Below are 13,185 nucleotides of genomic sequence, written 5' to 3'. Positions count from 1 at the left end.
GATCCGTAAGCAAATAGGAAGCAGCCGGGAGCGAAGCGTAGCGAAACCGTGCGTAGGCACACAGTCGCCAGACGCTTTCATAGTCAATCTAAGCTGCTGAAAATAAGGGCTTAAGCGCAATCCCGCGTAGGGAGGCGTAACAGCCCAGCAGAGCCCTCATAACCTGAAGGTCGTTGGTTCAAATCCAACCCCCGCAACCACTATTCCTGACCTAAGGACTCAATCCCTAACCCCGCTCCAGTCAGCGGGGTTTTTTGCGTTTGGGCTGGTGCCATTTCGACAAGCCCGAGGAACCCGCAGTTAGCTTGGCCGAGGCAATCCAGTTTGCACCGATCGCGGGATTTTGTTTGTTCAATGCCCGGCAACTTGCGCTATGTTCGCATTCAGCCGCCGCTGGCGTGGAGCGACGATGCTTGAAGGAGAGGCAAATGGCTACGGCAATCAACGTTCGGTCTGGCAGCGAAATGGCGCCAGGCGAGTGGGAGGCCCGCGTCGATCTTGCGGCGGCCTATCGACTGGTAGCGCTGTACGGCTGGGATGACCTGATCTTCACGCACCTCTCGGCCAGGGTGCCAGGCCCGGAGCACCATTTCCTTATCAATCCTTACGACATGATGTTTGAGGAAATTACCGCGTCCTCGCTGGTCAAGATCGACGTCGATGGAGCACCCGTTGGGCCTTCGACCCATCCGGTCAATCCGGCAGGTTTCACGATACATTCGGCCATCCACATGGCACGGGAAGACGCGCACGCCGTGATGCATCTCCACACACCGCACGGTCAGGCCGTTTCCGCGATGGAGTGGGGGCTGCTGCCGCACACGCAGACCGCCATGATCGCATCGCACGATATCGCCTATCACGACTACGAAGGCATCGCGACCGACCTCGAGGAGCGCGAGAGGTTGGTGGAGGACCTCGGCTCCAAGAACGCGATGATCCTGCGCAATCACGGTACGCTGGCGGTCGGCGACAGCGTCGCGTCGTGTTTCCTACGGCTCTATTTCCTCGAGCGCGCGTGCGAAGCCCAGGTCCACATGCTGGCAGCGGGCCGGGAGAACCTCAACAATCCACCGCAGGGCACCCCGGAAAAGGTCGAAGTGCAGAGCAATCCGAAAGGGATGGGCGCACTGGCTCAGGCGCTGGCCTGGCCTGCGCTTCTACGGAAGCTGGACCGGATCGACCCGAGCTTCCGCGACTAAAGCGCGGTTCGGGGAAATCAGGTTTCAGTTCAGAAGGAGCAATCCGCTCCATCGGGCAGGACCTCGCGAGCGACCGCGGATATCTGCATCGTCAGCGGGCCCTCGGACGCGATCGCAATACTGCGACCGAGGCCGGGTGCGCACGCTTCGGTAATCAGCATCTCGCGCCAGCCTTTGCCCGCGCTCAGTGCCAGTTCGCGCGTGATGTCGATCGTGTTCGATCCGACGGTCAGCTTCACCGGTCTTTCGGGCTGGGCAGGCAGGAAATAGCTTATGCGGTATGCCCCCACACCGTCTTTCGGCTGGGCGAAGACCAGGCTCGAGCCGGGCGAAAACGTGATCTCGCGCGCATCTTCCTGTCGGTTTCGGTCGATGCCACGCGCGGTAATGCCACCGGCCGTGCCGCGCAGGTTGGGGAGCGGCCGGCCGCCGGCGGTCACGCTGATGTCGCCGGCCATACGGCCACCCACGAACCAGTCCGCCGACGGGCCGGCGCTCAGGTAGCCGCAGGTTTCGTCTAGCCTTGCCAACGTGCGGGGGGCGTCGAGCGACAGGCCGTAGCCGACCCGGAAGAGTGCGCCCTCGGGACCGTTCACTGGCTTGCCGTCGCACTGGGCGGGCCAGCTGAAAGGTAGTCGCCCCGTCGCCGGGCGCTTGCCGAACAGGACATCGGCCACCCCCGCGCCTTCGCCCCCGGGTAGCCACGCAGCGACGAAAGCGTCGGCAGCGTTGATCTCGCGATTCATCCACATCGGTCGGCCCGACAGGAACACAGCGATCGAAGGTATGCCCGCGGCATCGAATTTGCGGAGCAACGCGAGGCCTTCCTCGTCATCGAAGACGAGCGTCTTTCGGTCGCCTTCGAATTCGGCGTATGGCGCCTCGCCGAAAACGACGACCGCGACATCGGGCCGGGCGGTAAAGCTTCCGTCGACAGACAGCGTCGCCGAACCGCCGGCATTCCTGGCAGCGTCCGCAATGCCCGCCCAGATCGAGGTCGCGCCCGGGAAATAGGTTTTATTGTCCAGCTCTACACCGCCCTGCCAGGTCAGTGTCCAGCCCCCGGCTGCCTGCGCGATGCTGTCCGCCGCGCGGCCGGCAACCAGCACCCTGGCGCCCTGGGCGATCGGCAACACGCCGGCGTTCTTGAGCACGACCTGCGATTTGGCCGCCGCTTCACGCGCAATCGCCCGATGTTCTGGCGCACCTATCATCGCAAGCCGACCGCCTACGCCCCGGGCCGAAGGCTTGGGCGCGCCCGGCTCTAGCAGGCCAGCGCGGAGTTTTACGCGCAGGACGCGACCGACCGCCTCGTCGAGACGCGCCATCGAGATGGTCCCGTCCGTCACCTGCCGAAGCAGGTTGGCATGCAGGGCCTTCCAGTCGTCGGGCACCATGTAGATGTCGAGACCCGCGTTGAGAGCCTGCGGGCAATCGTCCACCTTGCAACCGGCGATCTGGCCGTGACCGTTCCAGTCCCCGACAACCAGGCCTTTGAAGCCCATCTCGCCACGCAGGACGTCGGTCAACAAGGGTTTGTTGCCGTGCATCTTCACGCCGTTGATCGAGTTGAAGCTCGCCATGATTGTTTCGGTCCCGGCGGCGATCGCGGCGGGATAGGGGCGTCCATGCAGTGCCTTGAGTGCTTCTATGTCGCCGTTGACGTCCCCCTGGTCCACGCCCTGTGCAGTACCGCCATCCGCGAAGAAGTGCTTGGCTGTGGCGATGACGCGCCCGTCGCCGAGCCTGTCCGGAGCGCCTGTCCTGCCTTGCAGACCTTCCACGAGTGCGGCGCCGAGCGGCGCGACGATATCGGGATCCTCGGAATAGCTTTCGTAAGTCCGGCCCCACCGGTCGTCCTGCGCGACGGCGACCGTGGGCGAAAAGTTCCAGTCGATACCTGTCGCCTCGATTTCCGCTGCGGTCGCGGCGCCGATGCGGCGCAATAGGTCGGCGTCGCGCGTTGCGCCAAGACCGATGTTGTGCGGAAATATGGTCGCGCCGATTACGTTCGTGTGGCCATGTACGGCATCGGTGCCCCACATGGTCGGGATGACCGGCTCCCCACCGGGCAGCGGAGCCGTCGACGCGGTCCACATCTCGTCGGCCAGCTTGAGCCAGTCGGCCGCCGGCGCGAACTCGTTGCCGTAGGGACCGCCATTCCCACCGTTGAGATAGCTACCGAAACGGTATCGCTCCATGTCGGCGGGAGTGAACGAATTGATCTGCGGCTGTATGAGCTGCGCGATCTTGCGCTCCAGGCTCATGCGCGAAAGCAGCTCGGCTATGCGCGTGTCTTCACTCGCCTGAGCGGACGGGACCGCGGATGCCGGAGCAGCGCCTTCCATCCGGCTTTGCGTGCAACCCGCAACCAGCGCCGCACATGCGACCGCCGTCAAAAAACCAACTCGCATCCGTCCTCGTCCCATTCTTTGTGAACGTTCTCAAGCTGGCACGGCGAGGCTGCTAAATCAAGCGGCTACCGCGACTTTCAGGGGTCGCGGCGTGGAACCAGAGTGGCGGCCAAAGCGGCGAGCACGGCCAGCATGACGAACAGGCCCGAAAAGCCGAACTTCGGCACCAGCGTCAGCGCAAGAGCGGGCATGACCAGCGAGGGGGTGGTATTGGTGAGATTGAAAATCCCGAGATCGCGGCCCCGCCGGCTCGGTCTTGGCAAGACGCGAAGAGTCTGCGCGGAGTGGAGCGCCAGAAATACCGAACTGGCGATCCCGAATAGGCCATATGCCGCAATGGCCGGCGCCGTTCCCTGCGCCAGCGCCATCGACACAAGTCCGATGGCCGAGATCGCGGCGGTAAGTGAGAGTGGGGCAAGCGGACGATCGTGCCGGTCCGCCCAGCGACCGACGATCAGCGCAATGGGGGCCGAAACGGCGAGCACGGCGCCGAAGATGATGGCTGTTCGGCTCGCACCGAGGGTCGGATCGACCGCCCGGAACCAGAGGTAAAGGAAGGCGAACAGCGCCGCCTCGGCGATCTGCAACGAAAGACGCGCCAGCCACATGCGCACGACTATCGACCGGGTCCTTTGCGGCCGATCCGGTCCCTTCGCCGGGACGGGATGGTCTACCGTCGGCGGAAGGCGGATGAGGAGTACCGGCGCGACGCAAAGGACGACAAGGCAGGCGACGATCGCCGGCCTGATCTCCATCGCCAGCAAACCGGGCCAAGTCACCAATGCGCCGCTCGCCGCACCCAGCGCCGGCGCGAAAGCGAGAAACCCGCCGAGCGTTCCCTTCCGCGCATCGGGCACCACGTCGCCGGCCAGCGCGCCGAGAGGGCCGAGCATCATGTTCAAGGCCAATTGCCAGCACACGATCAGGGAAGCGAGTTCCCAGAACCCGTTGGCGTAAGGGAACAGCGCGAGGAACCCGCCCGACAGCACGAGTCCTGCGGCAATCCATCCACGGCGGTTACGCGTCACGTCGCTCAGGTAACCGAATCCGATGTGTGCGAAGCTGGCGGCGATCGCGCCGCAGAAGGCGAGGGCAGAGAGCCAGTCCACCGCTCGCGTCGGTCCGACCAGGCCCGCGATACGTTCCGGCATGAGCAGGGTCAGGAACGGCGTGTAGGCGATCGCGCCGCCAGCCCATGCCAGCGCATAGACGATGATGAATCGCTCGATCCGTCCAGGAATGGCGCGGGTCGTCACCGACCGGTCAGGCGGGAGGAGCGACCGAGGCGCGCTCGGCGAGCGATCCGTGCACGGTGGTTACGCCGGCGGGTAACTCCTCGCCTTTCTGGGCGCGGATGATGAGGTCGACCGCGCATGAGACGGTCTCCGCGATCGGCTGGTCTACCGCGGTCAGCGGAGGCTGGGTGAAATGGACCAGCGGCGTGTTGTCGAAACTGATCAACGAGAGCTGGCCCGGCACTGCGATGTCGCGCGCTCGGGCAACCTCGAGCGCGGCAAGCGCCATCTGGTCGTTGCTGGCGATGATCGCGGTCGGCGGCGCGACCGCATCGAGCAGAGCCGCTGCAGCACGCTCTCCCGATGCGTAGCTGAAATCCCCCTCGGCCAGCAGGCCGTCGGTCGATAGGCCCTCTTCTGCCATCGCGGCGCTCCAGCCATCGACGCGCCGAGCGCTCAGGCGATATTCCGACGAGCCGGCAATGAAGCCGATCCGCTTGTGCCCGTGATCGATCAGGTGCCGTGTGGCGAGGCTCGCCATGCGGGTATCATCCATCGTCAGCGGAATGCCCGGACCGTCCTCGCGCGATCCGATGCGAACGAAGGGGATTTTCTGGCGACCGAGAAACTCGACGATCCGCGGGTTGTCGGAATGAGGAGGCGTCAGGATGATGCCGTCGGGCTGGAGCGCGGCGATCGCAGCGGCGAGTTCGCGTTCGACATGATCGTCGTGCGTATCGACCAGCTCGAAAATCATCCGGTAGCCGTGCTCGGCGCACTTGAGCATTCCGCCGAGCAGCATCTGGTCGACCCAGTCGGTACCCTGCCGCGCGCGCCAGTCGGCGATGGTGCGCTCGCGGTCGTTGATCGCAAGAATCAGGTACGATCGCGACCCGCTCATGCGCTGGGCAGCGATGGATGGGACATAGCCTAACCGGTCGATCGACGCCTGCACCCGCTCCTGCATTTCCGGGCGGACGCTCGGTTCCTTGTTGATCACCCGGCTGACGGTCTGCAGCGAGACCCCGGCATCGGCCGCAACGTGCTTGATGGTGACGGCCTGGCGGCGACGAGCCATGGTCAGGTGTTTCCCCAAATCGGCGACACAGCGACGGGCGCGCGCTGCAGCCCCTCTTCCGGTGGCGTCGTCCCTAGGTTGTTTGGCGTCGGGAAGGCAAGCACAGGCAATTCAGCACATTGAACGAAAACGGGCCCGGTCGTCACCGATCCGGGCCCGCATGCGTTTCGTGTTCGCCCCTCAGAAGTCGAAGCGGGCGAGGAACGTATAGCGGCGATCGTTCCGGAACGCCGACCGGATGACCCGGTTGCCGTCGAAGTCGATCACCTGGCTGGTCCGCGTGACCTGGTCGAGCAGGTTGACGCCCTGGACGCCGACCTTGAGGTTGTCGTTCACCGTGTAGAAGATCGACGCATCGAGCTGACCCCCCGATTCCTGCCAGATCGGCGAGAACGGGAAGATGTCGTCTCGCGGGGTGATCAGGAAGTCCGAGCGCCAGTTATATGCCGCGCGGGCGGACAGCGGGCCCTTTTCGTAGAACAGCACCGCGTTGACGGTGTGCTTTGAAATGCCCGCCAGCGGCTGGAGTTCGGCGAAGGTCGTGCGGGCAGCACCGCCGACCTGCGTGTTCCCGAACGCTCCTCCATCTACGTACGTATAAGTCAGCTGCGAACCGAAGCCGCTGAGGATGCCCGGCAGGAAGTCGTAGGTCTGCTGGTATGCCAGTTCGACACCCTTGAGAGTGCCTCCCTGCGAGTTGATCGGCCCGTTGACCTCGACTTCGAGCGAGGTGCCGCCCGGGCTGGTATATTCGACAAGGTCGATCCCGTTGCTGACGATCCCCTTGATATCCTTGAGGAAGAACGCAGCGGTGATCGATCCGACCGCGTCGAAGTACCACTCGACACCGAAGTCGTAGTTCCAGGATACGACCGGCCGAACATTGCGGTTGCCGGTGAACAACTGGAACAGCGGACCCGTCTCGAGCGTGCCCTCCTGCCGCAGGTCGTTGGTGTTGTCGCCGATACCGCCACCGGCGGTGAACAACTGCAGATCCGGACGTGAAATGCCCTTGGACACGGCAGCACGGAACAGCAGTCCGCCGCCGACGTCCAACTTCGCGTTGAAGCTGGGCAGCCAGTGATCGAACACGATATCCCGATCATCGACCAGGAATTCCCCGGTGAAGCCATTGGCGAATTCCTGCTGGCGCGCAGGTGAGAGGCTGCAATAGCCGGGCAGTGTCTGGCCGGGCGGCGTCTGGTTGCACTGCCCCACGATCTCGTTGACCTGGACAATGCCGTCGTTGTTTCCGGCTGGTCCAGTGTCGAAGAAGAATCCGTTCGGGAAGCCGATCAGACCGCCGGTGCGGACCTTCGTTTCGATGTAGCGGACGCCGAAGTTGCCATCGAGCTTCCAGCCACTGCCGAACTCGGTGCCGAAGTCGACGCGGGCATAGGCGGCCTTTGTGACTTCGCCCACGCTGGACACTTCGGGCGGGCAGTAAGGATCGCACGGCACAACGGTCCCGTCGATCTGCTGGAACGAGCGGTCCTGCACGCCGAAGAACGGGTTCGGAGTCTGCGAGAAGATGTTAATTTCCTGCGCCTGGCGCTTCGATTCACCGGACAGATACTCGCCTAGGAAATCGTCACCGCCAAAGAACCATGCCGCGCCGCCAGGCAGCGGAGTGGGTGCATTGCCGCGCTGGAAATTCTCCGCGAACGGATTGCGTATCTGCGAATAGTTGGGGAACTCGTCGGTATAGGCACCGCCGGCGATCGCATTTTCCTGTCCGGGTAGCCCGGTATAGAACCGGCCCGGAACGAACGGGCAGTTCGGCCCGGCATTCCACGGCGCGCAGCCCGCGCGACCCGCCCATGGAGCCGACAGGTTGCCCCAAGTGCTGAAGTTGGTGTTGCGCGTAGTCCGCTCGCGGTCGGCCCAGCGACCGCCGATGCGGGCGGTCTTGAAGAAGCCGGTATCGCTGATGTCGTATTCGGCATCGAAGCGCAGGCTGTCGAGCTTGGCGTCGTTTTGCTCGATCGCGTCGAGCAGAAACCAGTAATAGGTGTAGTCGCCGCTCGTGAAATAATCCGCCGGCGAGCCGGAGGGGGCGAGGAATTCGATTTGCGGCGTCTTTCCGGTCACGTCGATCGAAACGTCTGCCCAGGTGTTCATCGCGCCGATGATCGAATCGCGGCTGAGGTCGGACGTGATGCGCTGCGCTTCGAAGTTGAAACGCAGGCGGTCGGTCGCCTGCCACTTGGCATCGAACGAGAAGTCCTCGGTCGTGCCTTCCGTACCGCGCTGGAAGCGCAGCGATTCCATGCCGATGCCGCCGCGCCCGAACGGATTGGCGTAGGCATCGCCCGGACGCTGGGTGAGAACGCCGCTCTGGAAAATGCCGTTCTCGTCGAACTGCCAGGTACTGCCGGCGCGCGGAACGGGGAACAGCAGATCGTCGTTCACGAGCGCCAGGATGGCATATTCGTCGGTGAAGAACGTGGTGTCGGAACGCAGCCACTCGGCCGTCATCTGGAAGTCGCCGGTCGGATCTTCGTATTGCAGAACGGCCGACCAGGCTTCGCGGTCACGCTCGAGTTCGGTCGTGCGAACGCCCGCGCCCTTGGGAGCTACGACGGTGTTTGCCGGCGGGAAATTGCTTTCGTCGAAAGTAGGCGCGCCGACGCCTGCAGAGGTGGTCGGCGATACGCGGATACAGGGACCGTCGAGGGTCGGTGCGCGGTAGCACGGATCGGTTAGCTGGGTCGCATCGGTGCGGGTCGTGAGCTTCGAGCGCGAGTAGCCGAGCTGGACACCAACCGTACCGCCGTCGGTTTCGAAGGTGTTCGATCCGAGGATCGAAAAACCGCCAGTCCACTTCTTGGCAAGGTCGCCATAGCTTCCTTCGATCGACCCGGCGAGCTTGGGGCCGGGGCTGTCGAGCGGTTTGCGGGTCACGAGGTTCACCGTGCCCGAAATGCCGCCGTCGATCATGTCGGCGGTCACGTTCTTGAATACCTCGACCCGGCCGAGAAGTTCGGGCGAAACGTCGTTGAAGCTGAGTTCGCGCCCGCCGGTGGCCGAGAAGATGTCGCGTCCGTTGAGTTCCGAGCGAACGAAGGGCAGGCCGCGAATGATCACGCCGGTACCTTCGACCGAGAAACGATCGGGGTCGGACGTCTTTTCGAAGCGGCCGATGTTCACGCCGGGAACGCGCTGCAGCGCTTCGGCGACCGAACGGTCGGGGAGGGCGCCGATATCTTCGGCGGTGATCACGTCGACGAAGGTGTCGGCGTTTTCCTTGATGTTCTGCGCGCTCTGCAGCGACGCGCGATAACCGGTGATGACGATCGCCGACTCGTCGGTCTCGGCAGTCTCTTCCGTCTCTTCGGCCGGGTCCGCGGCAGCGTCCTGGGCCCAGGCGGGCTGGGCTGCACACGCGACGAGCGCGATGCCCGATGCGGTCGACAGGGCGAAATGCCGGCGGGCAGCCGTGCTGGAGCGGTGACGACGAATCAAGCGATCCTCCCAAGATCTATAGCTTTACGGCGGGATTCACGCCCCGCTCGCAACTTTCGATAATTCATTGCGTGAACGTTCACAAGTAAATATTGAACGTTCACATTTGGCATTGCGAATGCACCGTGCAACTACGCGGGCATACGAGGGAGAGAGCCGTGAAGCCGATACGCAATATCGTGATCGTGGGCGGTGGTACCGCCGGATGGATGGCGGCCGCTGCGCTGTCTCGGCTGAAGGAAGGCAACGACCTTGCGATCACGCTGATCGAGTCCGAAGAAATCGGCACTGTGGGCGTCGGCGAGGCGACCATCCCCCCCTTCGTGGAATTCAACCAGTTGCTCGGCATCGACGAGCGCGAGATGATGTCGGCTACCCAGGCCAGCTTCAAGCTGGGCATCCAGTTCATGAACTGGGGCAAGCAGGGGGATAGCTACATCCACCCGTTCGGGGCGTACGGCTATCCCATCGACGGCGTGGGATTTCACCAGCACTGGCACCGGGCAAGGGCGGAGGCGGACCGGCGCCCGATCCAGGCCTTCAATCTGGAAACGATGGCCGCGTATTTCGGCAAGTTCTCCCGCACCGAGGATTTTCGCGGTCAGGACCTGCCGCCGGTCAACTATGCATACCACATCGACGCAACGCGTTATGCGCGTTTCCTGCGCGCGCTGTCCGAGAAGCGCGGGGTCGTGCGCAGCGAAGGCAAGGTCGTCGACGTGACACTCGACGGCGAGAGCGGGCACGTCGCTTCGGTGACGAAGTCGGATGGAACGGTGATCGCCGGGGACCTGTTCGTCGATTGCTCGGGCTTTCGCGGCCTCCTCATCGAGCAGGCGCTCGAGACGGGCTATGAAGACTGGCGGCACCTTTTGCCGTGCGACCGAGCTGTTGCGCTGCCATGCCTGCGCGAAGACGGATCGCCGCCCGCTCCGTTCACGCGCGCCACCGCGCATTCCGCCGGCTGGCAATGGTGCGTTCCGTTGCAGCATCGCAACGGCAACGGTCACGTCTATTGCAGCGCATTCATGCAGGATGACGAGGCGCATGACATCCTCGTCGGAAACCTCGCCGGCAAACCGCAGGCCGACCCCAATTTCCTCCGTTTCGTGACCGGGCGGCGCAAGAAATTCTGGAACAGGAATGTCGTCGCACTGGGTCTCGCCGCGGGATTCATGGAACCGCTCGAATCCACCTCCATCCATCTCATCAACACCGGGGTGAACAAGCTGATCGCGCTGCTTTCGCTGGCCGGGATCACGCAAGTCCAGGAAGATGCCTTCAATCGCTTCACGGCCAAGGAATACGTTCGCATCCGCGATTTCCTCGTACTTCACTACAACGCCACCACGCGCGACGATTCCGAGTTCTGGAACCACGTCCGCACGATGAAAGTGCCGGATTCGCTTGTCGAAAAGGTAGAACTCTTCCGTCTGAATGGGCAGATATTTCGCGAAGAAGACGAACTTTTCACCGAAACGAGCTGGGCCGCGGTCATGATGGGCCAGGGCATCACGATGCAGGGCCACAACCCGATGGCCGATCGCATTCCGGCCGCCGACCTCAAGAAGGAATTCGACGAGATCGAGCGATCGGTGCGTTTCGCGGTCGACCGGATGCCGACGCACCACGACTACTTGAAACGCTACTGCCCGGCCCCAGAACAGGCCGCCGTCGCCGCCTGATCCGCTGGACAGCGTCGCGATCGGCGGGCAACGATGCGCGCCGAAACGACTGAAGGCTTGGCGATATGAACATGCGTGAAAACGATCGTGTGCGGATCGAACTCGGCGATGACGGGGTCGCACAGGTGCGTCTCGTGCGCGCGGACAAGATGAACGCTCTCGACGGCGAGATGTTCGCCCGGATGATCGAGGCAGGACAGTCGCTGCATGACATGAAGGGCCTGCGCGCGGTAGTTCTCTCCGGCGAAGGACGCGCCTTCTGCGCCGGGCTCGACCTGTCGAACTTCGGCCGCGACCGCGGCAACGAACCGCCTCTGACAGAGCGTACCTATGGCAATGCCAACCTGGCGCAGCAGGTCGCCATGCAGTGGCGCAAGCTGCCGGTGCCGGTCATCGCAGCGATCCACGGCGTTTGCTTCGGCGGTGGATTGCAGATCGCGAGCGGAGCCGACATTCGCGTCGTCGCCCCCGACACGCGCATGGCCATCATGGAAATGCGCTGGGGCCTCGTGCCGGACATGGGCGGCTACGCGCTTTGGCGCGGGCTCATCCGGGACGATTTCCTGCGCGAGCTCACCTACACCAACCGTGAGTTCAGCGGAGAAGAGGCCCACGCATTCGGCCTCGCCACCCACGTCGATGCGGATCCGCTGGCGAGGGCCACGGCGATCGCGGCGACGATCGCCGATCGCAACCCTCATGCGATACGGGGCGCCAAGCGGCTCGCCAATTCGATGCCCGACAAGTCGACCAACGACCTGCTGATGGAAGAGAGCCTCGAGCAGCACAAGCTGATGCGCACCCGCAACCAGATGGAAGCCGTCATGGCCGGGATGGAAAAGCGCAAGGCCCGCTACGAAGACGTGTGACGATCTGCGAGCGACCCGCTACTTAGCCGAAGATCGCCGCCGCCTGCATCCCCGCAAGCACCTGCTCGCCGTCGGCGTTCCACAGCCGCAGGCGTTCCGAAGAATAGCCATGGTCGGCATGATCGCTCGCTGCCTCGGCGAGAAACCACCCGTCGCGTGTCTTGGCTTCGGGGTCGAGCAGGTTGAAGCTCCAGTTGATCGACGACAGCGGTCCCTGGCGCCGCATCGCGCGCATCGATCCCGGCGGCAGCGCATCGCCTAGCACAAGCGCCTGGACGACGGGATCGAGACCGTCGCGTTCCTTCAGGCGAACCCAGCGCCGCACCACCGGCACGCCCGGCCCCTTCTCGTCCTGAGCGCGGCGAATCTCGAGGTTCTGGGTGAAATACTGCGGCCCGCCGCCGCCCACGTCCTCGGCGTCCTCTGGCGGGCCGGGCCAGGGGGCGGCCTTGCCAGCGGGGTGCAGGGCGTTGGGTTCGCGTTCCTCGCCGAACAGCATCAGCGCGGTGAGCGCAAGCTTCCCGTCGCAAGCGATGTCGCTGCGAACCTGGGTGACGTTGCGGCCCTGACGCACCATCGAGACGGCAAAGGCCAGGTTCTCGCCGACAGGCGCCACGAAGCCTACCTGTGCCGCGCGGAACGGCGGGAGATCGGGCAACGCCTTGCGCGCCGCCACCAGTGCGAGCGCCGCGGAAGCGCCACCGAAAAGCGTGCGCCCTTGCATCCAGCGATCGGCGCCGGGAAGAACTATCGGGCGAGTGTCGGCGGGAACCGCATCGACAAGGTTGGCGAATTCCATCGTGCCGATTGATAGCACGCCGCGCGCATCCGTCCAGAAGCTGCGGTATGCCTTTGTGCAGTCCGCGCTCGGTTGCCAAAGTGCAAGTTCGGATCAATACCGTTGATACGGTACGCCTCGATATCGTCGTGAGGATCTTTGGCCCCTGAGGGCAATCGATTTGACACTAAGCGCAATCGCTACGGACAATTGCCATGCGCGCGGCAAGGCGCTAGGGGGCCGCTTCTTCGAACGGACCGTGCGTCTGGTCGGGGACGAGGCCCGATGGCGGAGTGGTTACGCAGAGGACTGCAAATCACCCGTCGCTCCGCAGTAATCCGCGAGAGTTCGCACTCGCAGGGCTGTTTGCGCGCACCAGCCACCCCCACGCCCAACTGTAATTGCGAACTCGTGCGCGCACACTTGTTCACTCGTTCAAAGCTGATCTTCAGGGGTCAG

General features: G+C 63.9%; 8 protein-coding genes. 3 read left to right on the top strand and 5 right to left on the bottom strand.

All coding sequences use genetic code 11. The annotated features are described in order from the left end of the window. Window positions 1-428 precede the first annotated feature (428 nt). Entirely contained in the window at window positions 429-1,202 is a 774-nt protein-coding gene (locus AR323_RS12035) for a class II aldolase/adducin family protein (RefSeq protein WP_057884235.1), read from the top strand. A 29-nt stretch (window positions 1,203-1,231) separates the two neighbouring features. Here AR323_RS12035 and AR323_RS12030 read toward each other — a convergent pair whose 3' ends face one another. The 4 genes from AR323_RS12030 to AR323_RS12015 all read right to left on the bottom strand — a co-directional run bounded on the left by AR323_RS12030 (window position 1,232) and on the right by AR323_RS12015 (window position 9,394). Then, window positions 1,232-3,616 carry a glycoside hydrolase family 3 protein gene (locus AR323_RS12030; protein ID WP_083495408.1) on the bottom strand — a complete coding sequence of 795 codons (2,385 nt, stop codon included), beginning with the start codon at window positions 3,614-3,616 and terminating at the stop codon, window positions 1,232-1,234. Between the two features lie 77 nt (window positions 3,617-3,693). Then, a complete protein-coding gene (locus AR323_RS12025; RefSeq protein WP_057884233.1) occupies window positions 3,694-4,872 on the bottom strand; it encodes an MFS transporter in 1,179 nt (392 codons plus the stop codon). 7 nt (window positions 4,873-4,879) lie between these two features. After that, window positions 4,880-5,929, bottom strand: a complete 1,050-nt coding sequence (locus AR323_RS12020) for a LacI family DNA-binding transcriptional regulator (protein WP_057884232.1) — start codon at window positions 5,927-5,929, stop codon at window positions 4,880-4,882. Window positions 5,930-6,109: 180 nt separating this feature from the next. Further along, a complete protein-coding gene (locus AR323_RS12015) occupies window positions 6,110-9,394 on the bottom strand; it encodes a TonB-dependent receptor (RefSeq protein ID WP_235510604.1) in 3,285 nt (1,094 codons plus the stop codon). A 158-nt stretch (window positions 9,395-9,552) separates the two neighbouring features. Between AR323_RS12015 and AR323_RS12010 the strand changes: the two genes are divergently transcribed. Then, window positions 9,553-11,079: a tryptophan halogenase family protein gene (locus AR323_RS12010; RefSeq protein ID WP_268810510.1), complete on the top strand. Its 1,527-nt coding sequence runs from the start codon at window positions 9,553-9,555 to the stop codon at window positions 11,077-11,079. A gap of 65 nt (window positions 11,080-11,144) precedes the next feature. Further along, on the top strand, window positions 11,145-11,948 hold the full coding sequence (locus tag AR323_RS12005) for a crotonase/enoyl-CoA hydratase family protein (protein WP_057884231.1): 804 nt from the start codon (window positions 11,145-11,147) through the stop codon (window positions 11,946-11,948). A 22-nt stretch (window positions 11,949-11,970) separates the two neighbouring features. Here the strand turns inward: AR323_RS12005 and AR323_RS12000 are convergent, their stop codons facing one another. Continuing rightward, window positions 11,971-12,765: an acyl-CoA thioesterase gene (locus tag AR323_RS12000; RefSeq protein ID WP_235510602.1), complete on the bottom strand. Its 795-nt coding sequence runs from the start codon at window positions 12,763-12,765 to the stop codon at window positions 11,971-11,973. Window positions 12,766-13,185: the final 420 nt, after the last annotated feature.

The sequence above is a fragment of the Tsuneonella troitsensis genome (assembly GCF_001441535.1).
Lineage (GTDB): Bacteria > Pseudomonadota > Alphaproteobacteria > Sphingomonadales > Sphingomonadaceae > Tsuneonella > Tsuneonella troitsensis.
This window is presented reverse-complemented; position numbering and strand designations above follow the sequence as displayed.